15 protein-coding genes are annotated in these 16,106 nt (G+C 72.3%); 10 read left to right on the top strand and 5 right to left on the bottom strand.

From position 1 onward, the window contains the following. Positions 1–187: 187 nt before the first annotated feature. Positions 188–1,225, bottom strand: a complete 1,038-nt coding sequence (locus WMF28_RS11465) for a cytochrome d ubiquinol oxidase subunit II (protein ID WP_437602223.1) — start codon at positions 1,223–1,225, stop codon at positions 188–190. Continuing rightward, positions 1,215–2,600 (bottom strand): cytochrome ubiquinol oxidase subunit I, encoded by a 1,386-nt coding sequence (locus WMF28_RS11460; protein ID WP_437602222.1) that lies wholly within the window; start codon positions 2,598–2,600, stop codon positions 1,215–1,217. Before WMF28_RS11460 ends, WMF28_RS11465 begins: the two co-directional genes overlap by 11 nt. A 144-nt stretch (positions 2,601–2,744) precedes the next feature. Here WMF28_RS11460 and WMF28_RS11455 point away from each other — a divergent pair, with 144 nt between their 5' ends. The 3 genes from WMF28_RS11455 to WMF28_RS11445 are packed head-to-tail and all read left to right on the top strand — an operon-like array spanning position 2,745 to position 5,877. Next, a complete protein-coding gene (locus WMF28_RS11455; protein WP_437602221.1) occupies positions 2,745–4,055 on the top strand; it encodes a thymidine phosphorylase in 1,311 nt (436 codons plus the stop codon). A 41-nt stretch (positions 4,056–4,096) separates the two neighbouring features. Continuing rightward, entirely contained in the window at positions 4,097–5,122 is a 1,026-nt protein-coding gene (locus WMF28_RS11450; RefSeq protein ID WP_437602219.1) for a sensor histidine kinase, read from the top strand. A 23-nt stretch (positions 5,123–5,145) separates the two neighbouring features. Beyond that, positions 5,146–5,877 carry a response regulator transcription factor gene (locus WMF28_RS11445; protein WP_437489970.1) on the top strand — a complete coding sequence of 244 codons (732 nt, stop codon included), beginning with the start codon at positions 5,146–5,148 and terminating at the stop codon, positions 5,875–5,877. Positions 5,878–5,926: 49 nt separating this feature from the next. Here WMF28_RS11445 and WMF28_RS11440 read toward each other — a convergent pair whose 3' ends face one another. Together WMF28_RS11440 and WMF28_RS11435 are read right to left on the bottom strand one after the other, a co-directional pair. Further along, a complete protein-coding gene (locus WMF28_RS11440) occupies positions 5,927–6,367 on the bottom strand; it encodes a hypothetical protein (protein WP_437602218.1) in 441 nt (146 codons plus the stop codon). A gap of 129 nt (positions 6,368–6,496) precedes the next feature. Beyond that, on the bottom strand, positions 6,497–6,964 hold the full coding sequence (locus WMF28_RS11435) for a DUF3293 domain-containing protein (RefSeq protein WP_437489968.1): 468 nt from the start codon (positions 6,962–6,964) through the stop codon (positions 6,497–6,499). A 277-nt stretch (positions 6,965–7,241) separates the two neighbouring features. Between WMF28_RS11435 and WMF28_RS11430 the strand changes: the two genes are divergently transcribed. The 7 genes from WMF28_RS11430 (at position 7,242) to WMF28_RS11400 (ending at position 15,201) form a co-directional block, all read left to right on the top strand. Further along, positions 7,242–8,288, top strand: coding sequence for an ABC transporter ATP-binding protein (locus WMF28_RS11430; protein ID WP_437602217.1), 1,047 nt, complete (start codon positions 7,242–7,244; stop codon positions 8,286–8,288). Next, a complete protein-coding gene (locus WMF28_RS11425) occupies positions 8,285–9,031 on the top strand; it encodes an ABC transporter permease (protein ID WP_437602216.1) in 747 nt (248 codons plus the stop codon). The genes WMF28_RS11430 and WMF28_RS11425 overlap by 4 nt, the downstream gene beginning before the upstream one ends. After that, complete coding sequence (locus WMF28_RS11420; RefSeq protein WP_437602215.1) at positions 9,031–10,701, top strand: GldG family protein; 1,671 nt, start codon at positions 9,031–9,033, stop codon at positions 10,699–10,701. The genes WMF28_RS11425 and WMF28_RS11420 overlap by 1 nt, the downstream gene beginning before the upstream one ends. After that, positions 10,701–13,052, top strand: coding sequence for a DUF4340 domain-containing protein (locus WMF28_RS11415; RefSeq protein ID WP_437602214.1), 2,352 nt, complete (start codon positions 10,701–10,703; stop codon positions 13,050–13,052). Before WMF28_RS11420 ends, WMF28_RS11415 begins: the two co-directional genes overlap by 1 nt. Before the next feature lie 75 nt (positions 13,053–13,127). Then, positions 13,128–14,039: an SH3 domain-containing protein gene (locus WMF28_RS11410; RefSeq protein WP_437602213.1), complete on the top strand. Its 912-nt coding sequence runs from the start codon at positions 13,128–13,130 to the stop codon at positions 14,037–14,039. A gap of 106 nt (positions 14,040–14,145) precedes the next feature. Beyond that, positions 14,146–14,718, top strand: a complete 573-nt coding sequence (locus WMF28_RS11405) for a hypothetical protein (protein ID WP_437602212.1) — start codon at positions 14,146–14,148, stop codon at positions 14,716–14,718. Between the two features lie 147 nt (positions 14,719–14,865). Further along, a complete protein-coding gene (locus WMF28_RS11400) occupies positions 14,866–15,201 on the top strand; it encodes a hypothetical protein (protein ID WP_437602211.1) in 336 nt (111 codons plus the stop codon). A 304-nt stretch (positions 15,202–15,505) separates the two neighbouring features. On the opposite strand, the gene WMF28_RS11395 is transcribed toward WMF28_RS11400, so the two are convergent. After that, the gene (locus tag WMF28_RS11395) at positions 15,506–15,991 is read right to left on the bottom strand and encodes a response regulator (RefSeq protein WP_437602210.1); all 486 of its coding nucleotides are present in this window, start codon (positions 15,989–15,991) and stop codon (positions 15,506–15,508) included. Between the last annotated feature and the right edge of the window lie 115 nt (positions 15,992–16,106).

The raw sequence follows: 16,106 nt of genomic DNA, 5'->3' as shown, positions 1-16,106 counted from the left end.
TTTCGGCGGCCTCATGAGAGAGGGTTGCAGGTTTCAGGAATGCAATGCGCGCCCGACCTCGCACCCTCTCCCTCTAGCACCCGGACGGACAGAGAGGCCCTGTTCAGCGAGCCGTCCTCGCACCCCTCCTTGGTAGGACGAGGTGGTCCGTCGCTTTCGAATCCCGCGACTTCCACGCACCTCGCCCCTACTCCCGCTCATGATCGTCATCGCTCTCCGCCGCCGCACCCGCCCGGCCGCTGCCGAAGACACGGAAGAGCACATACAGCGACGGGAACAGCAGCACGAAACCGACGCCGAGGACCCAGACAAGCAATCGCAACGTCCTCGGGTTCGCCGCTGCCCCCGCGAGCGTCACGTCCGGCACCACCAGGAACGGGTACTGCGAGGCTGCCCACCCCAGCAGGATCAGCGTGACCTGCGCCGCGGCCGCGAAGCGCGCCAGACGGAAGCGGCGCGTCCACAGCCCGTAGAACGCCGCGGTGGCCGCGACGCCCGTCGTGAGGTGAAGCGGCCACGTGATCGGATGATCCGTCAGCCCCTGTCGGATGAGCGGGGCGCCCCGGAACGAGGCCGCGAAGGACGCAAGCGCGAGCGCCGCGACCACGCAGCCCGAGGCGAGCGCCCGCCGCCGGAAGTCGTCGACCAGCGCTGGCTCCGCCGCCTCGTTCGTCAGGTAGACCGCCGCGAGGAACGCAAAGAGGGCCAGCGCGAACAGCCCGACCACGAACGGAAACAGCGAGAGCCACGGCGCGAAGAAGCCGCTCGTCACCACCCCCGACGCCACCCGGATCTGCCCCGACGCCACCGCGCCGACGATCATGCCGAGCAGCACCGGCGCGGTCACGCTCGCGAGCGAAAAGACGAGCCCCCAGCGCTTCTGCCGCCGATCGCGCCGCGAGTCGTAGCTGCGGAAGCTGAACGCCGAGCCGCGGAACACGACCCCCACGAGGAACAGCGTGAGGGGGACGTGCAGCGCGACCGAGATCGCCGCGAACGCCGGAGGAAACGCGGTGAAGAGCAGCACCACGACCAGGATGAGCCAGACGTGGTTGGCCTCCCAGATCGGGCCGATGACCCGCTCGATGAGCGCTCGCTGCTCCTGCTTCCGCGGGCCGGAGGCGAGGAGATCCCAGACGCCCCCGCCGAAATCCGCCCCGCCGAGCAGCGCGTACAGCACGAGCGCCACCACCATCACCCCGCCAAGGAGCCACTCAACGACCATCGGCCACGCCTCCCCCGAGCGCCCCCGGCTCGCCGCCGCCCGTCGCCCGGTCCCCGTGCGGTCCGCCGCCGCCCGTCACCGCGAGCGGCGCCGCGCGGAGCTGGCGCACGAGCAGGTAGACCACCACGACGCCGAGGAAGACATAGAGCGCCGTGAACATCCAGAAGGGCGCCGCGAGGTGCGGGAACGGGGTCACCGCGTCGCGCGTGCGCATCGCGCCCCGCACGATCCACGGCTGGCGGCCGAACTCGGTCACAAGCCAGCCGGCCTCCATCGCCACGATGCCGAGCGGGCTCGCCAGGACCACCGCCCAGAGGAACGGGCGCTGATCCGGGATCCCCCGCCGGCGCAACGCGAGCCCCGCCGCGACCACCGCGAGCAGCGCCATCGCGGAGCCCGCGCCCACCATCACCTGAAACGAGAGGTGCGTCGCCGTCACCGGCGGCCACTCGTCGCGCGGGATCGCGTCGAGCCCGGGCACCACCGCGTCGGGATCGGCGTGCAGGAGCATCGACAGCCCCCCCGGGATCTCGAGCGCGTAGTCGACCTCGCGCCGCTCCACGTCGGGCAGGCCGCCGACGAGCAGCGGCGCGCGGGCCGAGGTCTCGAAGTGCGCCTCCATCGCCGCGAGCTTCGCAGGCTGCCTCCTGCCGACCTCCACCGCCGCGAAGTGGCCGACGAACGGCTGAGCCAGCGCCGTCACCCCGGCGATCGCGAGCGTCACCGCGAACGCCTTCCGGAACAGCGGGCTCCTCGGGTGCCGCAGGAGCACCAGCGCGTGGATCCCCGTCATCACGAACGCGGTCGCCTGATAGCACGCGAGGATGCCGTGCAGCGTCTCGTGCTTCCACGGCGGGCTGAACATCGCCGCCAGCGGGTCGATGTCAGCCGGGCGACCGTCGACCATCGTGAACCCGGCAGGGTCGTTCATGCACGCGTTCACCAGGATCACGAAGAACGCCGAGAGCGCGCCGCTCAGCGCCACGAGCGCGCCCGAGAGCAGGTGCAGCTTCGGCGGGAGCTTGCCGCGCCCGTAGAGATAGATGCCGAGGAAGATCGCCTCCGTGAAGAAGGCGAACCCCTCGAGCGAGAACGGGAGCCCGATCACCTCGCCGAACGTCCCCATGAAGCTCGGCCACAGGAGGCCGAGCTCGAACGAGAGCACCGTCCCCGAGACGGCGCCCACCGCGAACAGGATCGCGGTCCCCTTCGCCATGCGCTTCGAGAACTCGAGATAGTCGCGATCGCCCGTCCGATGCCAGAGCGCGTCCGCGATGACCATGATCAGCGGCAGCGCCACCCCGGCGGCCGCGAAGACGATGTGAAATCCCAGCGAGAGGCCCATCTGGGCCCTGGCATAGAGGAGGCTGTTCATGAGGCCCCGTACGGCTCCCTTCTCAGTGCGACCGCGACCGGCTGCGTGTCCGCTTTCCCGCGGGGCGGCCCGCGCGCTCCCGCGGACAATAGGGAGGGTCGCGCAGGGGACAAATAGGGGTGAACCCGGCTAAGCTTCAGGCCGATGCAGACCCTTGTCGAGCTCGTCGCGAAGAAGCGTGACGGCGGGCGGCTGTCCGAGGACGAGATCGCGCGGCTCGTCCGCGCCCTCGGCGACGGCGAGCTCGCCGACTACCAGATGAGCGCGCTGCTCATGGCCATCTTCTTCCGCGGCATGGACGACGCGGAGACCGTCGCGCTCACCCGCGCGATGCTCCACTCGGGCGACGTCCTCGATCTGTCCGGCGTGCCCGGCCGGAAGGTCGACAAGCACTCGACCGGCGGCGTCGGCGACAAGGTCTCGATCTGCCTCGCCCCCCTCGTCGCGGCCTGCGGCGTCCCCGTCCCGATGGTGTCCGGTCGCGGCCTCGGCCACACGGGCGGCACGCTCGACAAGCTCGAGGCCATCCCGGGGTTCGACGTGGCGCTCGACGTCGGCGCGTTCGCGCGCATCGTCCGCGAGGTGGGGACGTGCATGATCGGGCAAACCGAGCGGATCGCGCCCGCGGACAAGCGCATCTACGCGCTGCGCGACGTGACGGCCACGGTCGAGTCGATCCCGCTCATCGTCGCCAGCATCCTCTCGAAGAAGCTCGCGGAGGGCATCGACGCGCTCGTGCTCGACGTCAAGGTCGGGCGGGGCGCGTTCATGAAGACCCAGGACGACGCCCGCGCGCTCGCGACCGCCCTCGTGCGCGTCGGGACCGCGGCCGGCAAGCGCGTCTCCGCGCTGCTCACCGACATGAGCGCCCCGCTCGGGCGCACCGTCGGCAACGCCATCGAGACCCGCGAGGCGATCGAGGTGCTGCACGGGCGCGGGCCGGGCGACCTCGTCGCGTGCACGCTCGCCCTCGGGGAGGAGATGCTGATCGCCGGCGGCGCCGCGGCGAGCGCGGCCGAGGCGCGGACGAAGCTCGAGGCCGCCATCGCGAGCGGCGCCGCGGCCGAGGTCCTCGCGCGGATGATCGCCGCCCAGAAGGGCGATCCGGCCGTGGTGAACGACCCCGGGCGGCTGCCCGCCGCCCCCGTCGTGGTCGACGTCGCGGCCCAGGACGAGGGGTACGTCGTCGCCGTCGATCCGCTGGAGATCGGGCTCTCCGCGGTCGCGCTCGGCGCCGGGCGGACGCGCGCCGACCAGCGCGTGGACCCCGCCGTGGGCATCGAGCTCGCCGCCGTGCGCGGCGATCGCGTGGACCGCGGGGCGCTCCTCGCCCGCGTCCACGCGCGCCGGGCGGACGACGCGCGCGCCGCGGCCGATCGCGTCCGCGCGGCCTTCCGGCTCGGCCCGGCGCCCGTCGAGGCGCCCGCGCTCGTGCTGGAGCGGATCGACGCCTAGGCGGCTCGCGGCCGCCGCGCCGCCCAACTAAGCTGCCGTCCATGCGAAGCCCGAGACGCGACCTCACCACGCTCGGCTACCGGCGGATCATCCAGCTCCTCGTCTACCTGGTCATCGTCCCCGGCGTGCTCCTGTCGGGCGTCGGCTTCCTCCTGCTCGTCCTCGGCGAGGCCCAGTACAACCTCATCATGGGGATCCTGGTCCTCACGTTCTGCGGGACGCTCGCGACCGGGGTCATCCTCGTCTGGGTCTTCCTCCGGCGCGAGCGCAACCTGTCCGAGCTCCAGGCCGATTTCGTGTCCAAGGTCTCGCACGAGCTGCGCACGCCGCTCACGTCGATCCGGATGTTCACCGAGACGCTCAAGCTCAGGCGCGGCGACGCGCACAGCGAGGATCGCTGCATCGACGCGCTCACCAAGGAGAGCGCCCGCCTCCAGCAGCTCATCGATCGGCTGCTCGACTGGGGGCGGATGGAGAGCGGCCGGCGCGTCTACGAGCTCTCGGAGCACCACCTCCGGCAGGTCGTCGACGAGGCGATCCACGCCTTCGAGCCGACCCGCGAGAAGCGCAGCGTCGAGCTCGACATCTCCGTCGACGTGAACCTGCCGCCCGTGTTCTGCGACCGCAGCGCGCTCGTCGACGCGATCGTGAACCTCCTCTCGAACGCCTACAAGTACGGCGGTCAGCCGAGGACGATCAGCGTCTCCGCCCAGGTCCACAACCGGTCGGCGCAGATCACGGTCCGCGACAACGGCAAGGGCATCGCCCGCAAGGAGCACAAGCGGATCTTCGAGAAGTTCTACCGGGTCGACGACCTCCTCGCGCGGCAGCAGGAAGGCTCCGGGCTCGGGCTGTCGATCGTCAAGCACGTCGTCCGGGCGCACAGGGGCAGGATCCTCGTCGACAGCGAGCCCGGGAAGGGCAGCACGTTCACGCTCGTGCTCCCGCTCCGGGGCGCGCAGAGGGCGAGCGCCGCCGGGAGACACCCGCCCGACGCCGCGCACAACGTCGCCGCGGCGCACCCCGGAGCGGCGGAGCAGGGCGCCGGAGCGAACGCGCCGCGGTAGGCGCGGCCGTCTCCGGTCCGGACATGAACATGCTAGAGGTCGTGCTCAGCATGACCCGGAACCCTCAAGCACCGGCGCGGACCGTCCTGCTCGTCGAGGACGATCCCAGCATCGCTATGGGTCTCGAGATGAACCTGACCGCCGAGGGCTACCGCGTCATGGTGGCCGAGGACGGCGAGCGCGGGCTCGCGCTCGCCCGCGCCGGCGGGATCGACCTCATCATCATCGACGTGATGCTCCCCCGCCTGAACGGCTTCGAGCTGCTGCGCATCCTCCGCAACGAGCGGCGCACCCTGCCGGTGATCATGCTGTCCGCGCGCGGCGCCGAGATGGACAAGGTGATGGGCCTCGAGCTCGGCGCCGAGGACTACATCACGAAGCCGTTCAGCCTGGCCGAGCTGCTCGCCCGCGTGAAGGCGGTGCTCCGGCGCGACGCGATCGCGCGCGCCGACGGGGCGCAGCTGCGCGCCGGCGACGTCGTGATCAACGCGGCGACGCGCGAGGTCCGCCGCGGCGAGGAGCTGCTCGAGCTCACGGCGACCGAGTTCGACGTCCTGCTCTGCCTCGCCGAGGCCGGCGGCCGGGTCCTGTCCAGGGAGCAGATCCAGGCCAAGGTGTGGGGCCCGACCCACCACGGGACCCCGCGCACCATCGACAACTTCATCCTCCAGCTCCGCAACAAGCTGGAGGAAAACGCGACCTCGCCGCGCCACATCCTGACGGTGCGCGGCGTCGGCTACCGCTTCGTCCCCTGATCGCTCGGCTCGCCCGCCAGGCTGTGCGCGGCCTGGCGGGCGCGGCCCTTCAGGGCGCCTGACAGAACTTGTTGATGTTGTCGACGAGGGGATCTTCCTGCTTGATCGCCTTCTCGATCGCGGCCTGGGCCGTGTTGCTCTTCTCGGCGTCGTTCGCGTCCGCCGCCGTCGCGAGATCGCGCGCCGCCTTGGCGACCTCCTTCGCCATGGCCTGGTACTCGCCCGAGAACTTCTGCAGCTCCGGGGTGGTCAGCTTCACCTGCGCCGCGTCGGCCGCCACCTTGTCCATCGCCTCGGCCATCGTCTTCAGCTCGCTCGACCCGCCCTGATCGGCGCCGGTCTTCGTGCCCTTCTCGATGCTCTGGACGCCCTTGTTGATGACCTCGATGAGCGCGTTGCACTCCGAGACCTTGTTCTGGCCGCAGCCGCCAGCGCCGGCGACGAGCCCGAGCGCGGCGACGAGCGCTGCGAGGGTGACCTGGGTGCGCATTCTGCTGTGTCTCCTCATGTGGTGAGCGAGGCCGGTCCGCCCATCCCTGAACGCCACGGCATGAACCCACATTTTGCGGGTATGTTTCAACATGGAATCGGCGTCCCGCGTCAGCGGGCGCCGCACCGGTCATGACCGAACTCGCCAGTTGCCCTGGAAAGTTCGACCGATGTCGTCAGCTGTCGGATCCGTGATGATGAGCTCCGGCCGGCCGCCTTGCGCGAACACGATCGTGTTCTGCCGGAAGACGCGGCCGAAGGCGATCGCCTCGTCCCGGTCCATGCCGTGGACGAGCCAGGCCGGCTCGCGCCAGATGCCCTCCGGCTCCGCCTCGGATCCGACGCACGGCTCCACCCGGTAACATCCGAGGATCAGGAGATCGCGGAGGACGTGGTGGCGCTGATCGTTGACCCGGCGGGGGATGAGCATCGATCGCGGGTTGTAGGCGGTGAGCACGGCGAATTTGCGGGTCAGGAGCTCGGGGAGCCCGGCCTGATCCTGGACGATCTCGCCGTCGAGCGAGACGCGCAGCGTCCCCGCCGCCGTGGGGAACTCGTAAATGGTCGAGAAATACGACCGGAGGAGCGTCTGATCCATCGTGGAGCGGTGGGTGTGAGGGGGCCGCGGCGCTCGGCGCACCGGGTGCGTCGCCTTGCAGAGGGGCCCATGGCGTGAGCGCCCGGGCCGCCGGGCGCGACGGCGGAGGGTTACCAGAGACGCGCGGCTCTGGCTACTCGCCGGCGTCCCGCGGCGGCGAGTCGCCAGAGCCGCGCGGAAGCCCGGCGCGCGCTTCCCCTGCCCCGCCCGGTGCGCTAAGCGTTCCGCGCGATCGCCCGGCCTGCCCGCCGCGCGTCGCGCCGACCGCCCTGACCCCTTGCGCCCTGATGTCCCGATGATCGAGGTCGAGCACCTCTCCAAGTCCTACGGCCCCCACCAGGCGGTGAGCGATCTCTCCTTCCGGGTGAGCCAGGGCGAGATCGTCGGGTTCCTCGGGCCGAACGGGGCCGGCAAGAGCACGACCCTCCGCATCCTCGCGGGGTTCCTCGGCGCGACCACCGGCCGGGTGCGGGTCGCCGGCCACGACATCGCCGAGGAGCCGATGCGCGCGCGGGCGTCGCTCGGGTACATGCCCGAGACCTCGCCGCTCTACCCGGAGATGCGCGTGGCGGAGTACCTCGCCTTCCGCGCCGAGCTGAAGCTCGTGCCGCGGCGCGCGCGCCGCGACGCGGTCGCGCGCGCCCTCCGCGACGCGCGCATCGAGGACGTCGCGAGCATCATGATCGGCCACCTCTCGAAGGGCTACCGCCAGCGGGTCGGCCTCGCGGACGCGCTCGTCAGCGACCCGCCGCTGCTCATCCTGGACGAGCCGACGGCGGGCCTCGATCCGAACCAGATCCGCGAGGTGCGCGCGCTCGTGCGCCGGCTCGGCCCAGGCCGCACGGTGCTCCTCTCGACGCACATCCTCTCCGAGGTCGAGGCGACGTGCACGAGGGCGCTCGTGATCGCGCGCGGCAGGCTGGTCGCGGAGGGCTCGATCGACGAGATCCGCGCGAAGCGCCGCTCGTCCGGCGTGCGCGTCGCCGTGCGCGGCGCGGTCGACGCGGCGCTCGCGGCGGCGCGCGGGGCGGCGGGGGTCCGCTCGGCCGAGGCGGAGGCGGCCGGCGACGCGGCGCGGCTCACGGTCGAGTTCGACGCCGGCGCCGACGCGGGCGACGCCACCGAGCGCCTCGTGAGCGCGCTGGTCGGCGCGGGCCTCGGGGTGCGCGAGCTCGTCCCCCACGCCCCGTCGCTGGAGCAGGTGTTCTCCGAGCTGACCGCCACGGACGACGAGCCCGGCGCGGCGGGCGATGGCGACGGGCCGCGGCCGGCGGCCCGGAAGAAGGGGCGCGCGGCGCGGCGCGATGAAGGAGCGGCGCGGTGAGGGGCTTCTGGCCGATCTTCAAGCGAGAGCTCTTCTCGCTCTTCGTGACGCCGCTCGCGTGGGTGCTGATCACCACGTTCCTGCTCGTGCAGGGCGTGCATTTCTTCCTGATCGCGACCCAGTTCGCGGGCGAGGTGGAGCTCTCCGCCGACACGGGCCCGGTGCAGGTCTTCTTCGGCCAGACGATCCTGATCTACCTGCCGCTGCTCTTCGTGTGCCCGCTGCTCACGATGCGGCTCTTCGCCGAGGAGCGCCGGAGCGGCACCATCGAGGCGCTCCTCACGGCGCCGGTGGGCTCCGCCGGCGTCGTGCTGGCGAAGTACGCCGCGGCGCTCGTGACGTACGTCGCGATGTGGGCGCCGACGCTGCTCTACGTGGTCCTCATCGCCCGGACGGGCGAGCTCGACTGGCGGGTCGTGGGGTCGAGCTACCTCGCCGTCGTCGCGGTCGGCGCCGGCTACCTCGCGATCGGGACGATGACGAGCGCGCTCACGAAGAGCCAGCTCATGGCCGCGGTGCTCAGCACGATGGCGGTGATGGGCCTGTTCATCCTTGGCATCGGGGAGTTCATCTTCCCGGACGGCCCGGCGCACGAGCTCTGCGCCTACGTCTCGGTGTGGACGCAGATGAACGACTTCTCCCGCGGGATCGTCGACCTGCGCCGGCTCGTGTTCGACGGGACGGTGATCGCGCTGCCGCTGTTCGTGACCGTGCGCGCGGTGGATGCGTGGAGGTGGGGCTGATGGGCGAAGAGCGGCCCGATCGCGCTCCTCCTGGCACCCCGCTCGGCGAGAAGCTCTCGACGAGCGTCGGGATCATCGCGGCGATGGTGCTCGCGGTGCTCGTCAACCTGCTCGTCGCGCGCCACTACAAGCGCTGGGACTGGACGCAGGGCGGCCTGTACACGCTGAGCGACGCGACCGTCTCGACGCTGCGCGCGCTCGAGGAGCCGATCCGCGTTTACGTCCTGCTCTCCGAGGCCGACCCCCTGACGCTCTCGGTGCGGCACCTGCTCGACGCGTACCGGGCCGAGACGACGCGGCTCGAGGTCGACGTGACCGATCCCGACCGGCGCCCCGCGGAGTTCCTCGCCGTGCAGCAGCGCTACGGGGTCGTCGCGGGCAAGACGGAGGACGGGCGCATCGTCACGGACGCGGCGATCATCGTCGCGCGCGGGGATCGCCCCCATTTCCTCACCGCGAGCGACCTCGTCGAGGTCGAGGACGAGGACGACCTGCGGGCGCGCCCGCGGCTCGAGCAGGCGCTGACCGGCGCGATCCGGAGCGTCGTCCGCGCCGATCGGCCGAGGGTCTGCTTCGCGAGCGGCCACGGCGAAAAGTCGATCGAGGTCGGCGGCGCCGGCGGGCTCGCGGCGCTCAAGGACCGGCTCAACAAGAACAACTATGAGGTCGTGGAGCTCGGCGGCGGCCGCGGCGGTCACGACCACGGCGACGACGAGGAACCCGGCGCCGCGCCGAAGGAGCCGGCGTCCGAGGTCGATCTCGGCCGCTGCCGGGTGCTCGTCCTCGCCGAGCCGAGCCAGCCGGTGCCCCCCCGCGACGTCGCCCGCTACCGCGCGTTCATCGAGCAGGGCGGCAGCGCGCTGCTCGCGCTCGGCCCGGTGCCGGACGAGAGCGATCAGCGGTACGTGGATCTCGGGCTCTCGGGCCTGCTCGCCGTGGCGGGCGTCGAGCTCCGGTCGGACTTCGTGTTCGAGCTCGACCCGAAGCTCCGCTCGACGCAGGGCTTCGGCGAGACCTTCTCGCCCCTGGTGAGGCCGCACCCGATCACCGAGGGGCTCGTCAAGGTGGCCGATCAGGGGCTCGGCCCGGTGCTCACCGTGGCCAGCTCGCTCGCGCCCACGACGAGCGGGCCCGTGGCCCCGGCGCCGCTGCTCGTCACGAGCGACAGGGCCTTCGGCATGGTCGATTTCTTCGGTTGGGCCCGGGATCCGTCCGAGCCACAGCCGCGCGACGGCGATCACCGGGGGCCGCTCACGGTCGCCTACGCCGCGGAGCTGCCGAAGCCCGCGGGGTCCAGCGCCGCGCACGGGCCGCGCGTCGTGGTGGTCAGCTCGCCCAGCGCGCTCTACGGCGCGAACTGGCAGAGCCCCGAGCTCCGCGGGACGGCCGTGTTCGTCGAGAGCGCGCTGTCCTGGCTCGCCGCGAGCCCGCCCATGCTCGACATCCCCGACAAGCCCGCGGTCACCGCCGGCCTCCGGCTCAGCGAGGACTCGCTCGCCGGCATCTTCCGCTACGTCGTCGTCTACATGCCGCTCGCCGCGGCCCTCTTCGGCCTCGCCGTGCACCTCGCGCGGCGCGGCTCCGAGCGCCGCCCCGGCGACAAGGGCGGCCCCGGCTCCCCCGCCGGGCGCGGATCACCGGGCGGGACCGAGCGCGAAGGGGCGTCGTGATGCGGCGCCTCCGCCGGCACGCGACGACGCTGATCCTTGTCGCGCTCGCCGCCGCGGCGGCCGTCGCGCTCCTCGTGCTCGACCGGGGCTCGGTGTCCACCGACGAGGCCGAGCGCCGCAAGAAGCACCTGTTCGAGGCGTGGCGCGCCGACGAGATCACCGAGCTCACCGTGACGATGGCCCCGCCCGGCGCGCCGCCCGCCGCGCAGCAGACGGCCCGGCTCACCCGCGGCGACGTCAACGACGCCGGCCAGCGCCCGTGGAACGTCGAGATCGACGGGCAGCGCTACCCCGCCGACGAGCCCACGGTCGACCAGCTCCTCGGAACGCTCGAGTTCGCGACGGCGGAGCGCCGCGTCTCCGAGGAGGCGAGCGATCGGGCCGCCCTCGGCCTGTCCGCGCCCCGGCTCACGATCGCCCTCACGATGGGCCCGCGCCGCGAGCGGCTGCTGCTCGGCGGCAGCGCCCCCACGCCGCCCGGCGCGGTCTACGCCGAGGTCGCCGGCCGCGGCGTCTTCGTCGTCACGAAGCAGCTCGCCGCGACCCTCGACGTGCCGCCGGATCGCTTCCGCTCCCGGAGCTTCGTCCCCTACGTCCCGGCCGAGCTCTCGGGGCTCACGCTCGACGGCGAGGGCGGCTCGCGGCGGTTCGTGCGCGCCCCGTGGGGTGGCGGCCGCGGCGCCGGCTTCCGCTTCGCCGAGGGCTCGCCCGAGGGCAGCGGCGTCCGGGTCAGCGCGCCGGCGCTGGATTTCGTGCTCTCGGCGCTCGGCCGCATGCAGGCCGAGGCGTTCCTCTCCGAGGAGGAAGCGGCGCAGGCCGCGGCCTCCGGCGGCCTCAGGGTCACGCTGACGCTCCTGCCGAGCGATCCCTCGGCGAAGCGCGGCGTGATCGACGTCGGCGGCGCCTGCCCGGGCAAGCCCGACCACGTCGTCGCGACGCGGCGCGAGCCCACGCGCGCGGCCGCCTGCGTGCCCGCAAGCGTGCTCGATCCGCTCACCGAGGAGGCCGCGCGCTTCGTCGATCTCGCCCTCATCGCCGCGCCGCTCGACGAGGTCGCCGAGGTGAAGCTCGCGGCCGGCGAGCGCGGCGCGCGCTCGCTGGAGCTCGCGCGCACCGGCAGCGAGTGGCACCTGCGCGCCCCGCAGGACCGCCCTGTCCCGACCGAGACGGGCCGCGCCCTGGTGCAGGCGATCCTCGGCGTCCGCGCGGCGCGCCTCCTCCCCACGGCGAGCTCCCCGAAGGCGCTCGGCCTGGATCCGCCTCGGGCCACCCTTCGCGTCGTCTCGACGCCGGCGTCCGCCGGCGAGGGCGAGCCGCAGGAGCGCATCGAGACGCTCGAGATCGGCGCCGAGCAGGCCGGCGTCGTGCACGTCCGGCGGCTCGAGGACGGCGCGATCGCCGAGGTCCCGGCCCCGGCCGCTGACGCGCTCCTCCCCTCCGAGGTGTCGCTGCGCTCCATGGAGGTGTTCGATTTCGCGCCGGATCAGATCAACGCGCTGCGGATCGAGCGCCCCGGCCTGGTCCAGCGGCTCCGCCGGACGAGCGAGGGCGCCTGGCAGCTCGTCGCGCCGAGCGGCGTGGGCCTCGCGGCCGACGGCGGGCTCGCGGACGAGCTCGCCGGGCAGCTCGCCGGCCTCAAGGCCGAGCGCTGGGTCGCCGCGGACGCCGGCCAGAGCTACGGGCTCGGCGCGCCCCGGCTCGTTGTCGAGGCCGAGCTGACCGCCGCGCTGGAGCCGGGCGCGGGCGCCTCCGACGCGGCGGCGCGCGCGGCCCGGGTGGAGCTCGGCGCGCACGCCGGCGCAGGCTCGTTCGCGCGCACCGGCGACAGCGCCGCGGTCTTCGTCGCGCCGCCGGCGCTCGAGGCCGCGGCCGGGCGCCTGCTGCTCCGCCGCGACGTCTTCCTCGTCCCTCCTGAGGACATCGCGCGGGTGACGCTGTCCCCGCGGGACGGGAAGCCGGTCGTGCTCGAGGGCTCGCCGCGCGGCCTCACCGTCGCGGGGGCGGCCGACCAGGCGAGCGCCACCGCGACCGCCGCGCGCGTCCTGGACGCCCTCGCCGATCTACGCGCCGAGGGCGCCGTGGCCCTGGGCCAGCCGGAGCGGCAGCACGGCCTCGGCCCGCCGCGGCTCCGGGTCACCATCGAGCTTGCCCGGCCGCAGGCCGCGCCCGCGGGCGAAGGCGGCGCGAGCCCGCCGCGCTCGTCGGAGGGGTCGTTCACGATCGCGATCGGCGCGGGCGACGCTTTCCGCGGCACGAATGTCTTCTATGCCCGTCGCGACGGCGTGAGCGCGGTCTACGCCATCGCGCAGTCCAGGGTGCGACCGCTCCTCGAGGTGGCGGGCGTCGACTGACGCGGCGCTGAGCGAGCGGACTGTTTCGTACTATTTCGTTCTGGCGGCGCACCTGTGCTAGGCGACGTGGTGGACATGGCGAAGGCGGACATGGCGAAGCGGCAGCGCCCGCTGACGGTCGACATCCCCCGTCCCGGCGATGAGCAGCCGGTCTGGTCGCGGATCGGGGTGATCGCGCTCGTGGGGTTCGTCGTGGGCGTCGCCTGGCCCAGGCTCGCCGGGGTCCGCATCGGCCCGAGCGTCCCCGGCGACCCCAAGGCGACCGCCGAGACCGCGGCAGCGGCCGCGGCGCCCTCCCCCGCAGCTGCCGTGCCCGGGACGGCGGAGCCCGACGCCACAGCGCCGGAGCCCGCGAAGAACCAGCAGCAGGTCGTGGTCGGCCCCGGCAGGATCACGCGCTGCTCCGACAAGAAGAACAAGAAGATCGAGAACTGCGGAGAGCTCCAGTTCGATCCGATCGCGCTGCCCCGGCTGAAGGAGCTCGCCCAGTGTCCGGCGGCGCTCGGCGTCGACGGCAAGCTCCCGATCGGCTTCGAGCTGAATTTCGAGAAGAAAGAGGTCCAGGTCGTCAAGGGAAAGAAGGCGAGCCTGCCCTCCTCGACGATCAGCGGCATTCTCCAGTGCGCCGCGCGCGAGTTCTCGAACGTCTCCCTCGAGGAGGTCCCGCACAAGTACCGCCGCTACTCCCTCGTGTACACCGCCACGTTCCATCCCCCGGGCGCGCAGGCCGAGGCCGCGAAGGCGGACGCCGGCGGCGAGGTGCAGGAGCCGGCCGCCGGAGCGACCACGAGCGAGAGCGCAGCGAGCGGCCTGGCCACGGTCAGCTGGGACACCGCGCTCGTCCGCGGGGTGCCCAAGGAGGGCGATGTGGTCATGCGCCTCGTGCGTGGGACGCGCGTCAAGCTCGTTGGCCGGCAGAACGACTGGTACAAGGTCGAGCACCGGGGCAAGACGGGCTGGATCTACCGCGGCGCCATCGGCCTTTAGCCGAGCGAGGCGCGAGCCGGCGGGCGCGCGCGGGCGGCGCCAGACGCGGATTCAAGGCCTGCGCCCGGGCGAACGCGCGTCGGTTCGCGTAGAATGGCGGGGTCCGATGACGCGCAAGCTGTCGCTCCCGCTGATTCCCCTGGGCCGATCCGCGGACATCGCGGCGTCTGCCGCCGCGAAGCCCACGGTCGACGCGGTGCGCGACCGCCTCGGCGGGCGCGCGTCGACCGAGCCAGGTGTGGGTGAGCTGGTCCTCCTGACCACCGCCGCGAGCAAGGCGCTGCCCGGGGTGGTCCTCTTCAGACGTGGCGCCACGGTCGACGTGTGGGTTGCCTCCCCCGAAGCAACGTCATCCGCCCCGGACAAAAATAAGCCCTCTGTTTCTGTGCGATCCATGACCCACCGGGGCCTGGTTCACCGCGCCCGCACAGCGGACATCGCGCCGTTGCGCGTCCCTGCCCTGGAGTCGCTCATGGCCGTCGCTGCGGATGCGCGCGTCTTTGCCGCCCTGAGCGAGGGCCAGCGCATCCGGTTCCAGGACGGCGGCGAGCTGGCGGAAGGCACGCTGGTCGAGAAATGCCGCTTCGGAGGCCTGGTGCAGCGCGACGACGGGGGCATCGTCGGCGTCGGTTTCCGCCGGCTCTGGCCGGCGCAGGCCGAAGGCGCCACGCGGAACTGAGGAACTGAGAGGCTATCGCAGGCTCGCCAGCCCCCTGGCGCAGCGCTGGCGACCCACGTGCGGCTTGTACCTCCATCACGAACGCGATAAGAGGAGCAGCGTCATCGTAGCTCGCGCGCTGCGCGGCCCGATTGGAGGATACCGCCTTTGAAGCTCGTCCCCTCGTTCACGGTCGCCCTCGCGCTCGCCATGCTCGCGGGCTGTGGGGCCTCGCCCTCGAGTCTGTGCGAAGACAAGTGCGACTGCACGGGATCTTGCAGCGAGAGAGATGAGGTGGAGTGTATCGACCGCATCGAGGACGCCGAGAGGTCTGCAGGGTACGAAGGCTGTCAGGACCAGTTCGACGAGCTCATCTCCTGCATCGACGATGAGTTCGTGTGCGACGGCGACGACGTCGCTGTCTCCGGGTGCAGCCGGCCGATGGCGGCTCTAACCGAATGCGCCGGACTGGAGGTGAGCGCTCTCGTTTGGGCCCAGTTCTAGCCCTGGCCAGAGCGCCGGCGCCGGGGATGCCATGCGGCGCGTTGACAATCGGCGTAGTCTCTTCGAGCCTATCGTGACACAGCGCCTCGTGCGCGGTGGACAGCCCTCCACGCGCGCGTCCTGCCGTACGCCCTACCTGCCGCGTCGCGCTCGGCGCACGCTGAGGTCCCCTCGCGCAGCGCCTGCGGTCCCGTCTGCCGAGGTCGGGTGGGCAAAGGTGCGTTCCTCCTTGTGGAGGTCCTGACCCCATCGCGAGGGGGTCGCCGGAGCGGACCGGTCACGCGCCGGGGTGGCCGAGAGGGCCTTATTGGCCAAGGTGGGTGCGGACCTTCATGAGCAGCAGGTCGCCGTCGAAAGGCTTGATGAGGTAGTCGGTGCACCCGTTGGCGAAGCCGATCTTGATGCTCGTTTGATCGCTCCTCGTCGTCATCATGATGATCGGCACGGTCTTCGTCGCGTCGAACGCGCGAAGCCACCTGCAGGCCTGAAAGCCGTCCATCGCGGGCATGACGACGTCCATCAGGATGAGATCGGGGCGCTCCGACACGGCCTTCGCGATCGCCTCCTTGCCGTTGCGCGCGATGACGATGTCGTAGTCGTCCGCACCGAGCGCCAGCTGCTGTGACAGCAGCGAAGTCAGCGAGTCGTCGACGACGAGGATCTTCTTCTTTCGAGCTCCCTCGCTGGCCTGGTTACCAGGCGCGGACGGCCGGCTCCGCGGCGCCGAGTCGGAAGCGGAGGCCGTTTCCGGAGAGCTCTTTCGCGAGGAGTCGACACGACGATCGGCCATGAGGGAGCCTCCATGAGGAGGCGCCGTTCCCTAGGGCGCCTCCGGAGTGTTCAGGTTGCAACGAGTGGTCCCCTCGTCACCTTACCAGGATCGCTACCGCACCGGAACCAAGTTC

Source organism: Sorangium sp. So ce590 (genome assembly GCF_051521365.1).
GTDB lineage: Bacteria > Myxococcota_A > Polyangia > Polyangiales > Polyangiaceae > Sorangium.
Note: the sequence above shows the minus strand (reverse complement) of the source record. Positions and strands in the feature narration are given on the sequence as shown.

Bases quoted from the DNA above. Each gene is read 5' to 3' on its own strand.
- WMF28_RS11395 (WP_437602210.1), bottom strand. From the start codon at position 15,991: ATGGCCGATCGTCGTGTCGACTCCTCGCGAAAGAGCTCTCCGGAAACG.
- WMF28_RS11450 (WP_437602219.1), top strand. From the start codon at position 4,097: ATGCGAAGCCCGAGACGCGACCTCACCACGCTCGGCTACCGGCGGATC.
- WMF28_RS11440 (WP_437602218.1), bottom strand. From the start codon at position 6,367: ATGCGCACCCAGGTCACCCTCGCAGCGCTCGTCGCCGCGCTCGGGCTC.
- WMF28_RS11405 (WP_437602212.1), top strand. From the start codon at position 14,146: ATGACGCGCAAGCTGTCGCTCCCGCTGATTCCCCTGGGCCGATCCGCG.
- WMF28_RS11435 (WP_437489968.1), bottom strand. From the start codon at position 6,964: ATGGATCAGACGCTCCTCCGGTCGTATTTCTCGACCATTTACGAGTTC.
- WMF28_RS11455 (WP_437602221.1), top strand. From the start codon at position 2,745: ATGCAGACCCTTGTCGAGCTCGTCGCGAAGAAGCGTGACGGCGGGCGG.
- WMF28_RS11415 (WP_437602214.1), top strand. From the start codon at position 10,701: ATGCGGCGCCTCCGCCGGCACGCGACGACGCTGATCCTTGTCGCGCTC.
- WMF28_RS11410 (WP_437602213.1), top strand. From the start codon at position 13,128: ATGGCGAAGGCGGACATGGCGAAGCGGCAGCGCCCGCTGACGGTCGAC.
- WMF28_RS11465 (WP_437602223.1), bottom strand. From the start codon at position 1,225: ATGGTCGTTGAGTGGCTCCTTGGCGGGGTGATGGTGGTGGCGCTCGTG.
- WMF28_RS11460 (WP_437602222.1), bottom strand. From the start codon at position 2,600: ATGAACAGCCTCCTCTATGCCAGGGCCCAGATGGGCCTCTCGCTGGGA.
- WMF28_RS11445 (WP_437489970.1), top strand. From the start codon at position 5,146: ATGAACATGCTAGAGGTCGTGCTCAGCATGACCCGGAACCCTCAAGCA.
- WMF28_RS11420 (WP_437602215.1), top strand. From the start codon at position 9,031: ATGGGCGAAGAGCGGCCCGATCGCGCTCCTCCTGGCACCCCGCTCGGC.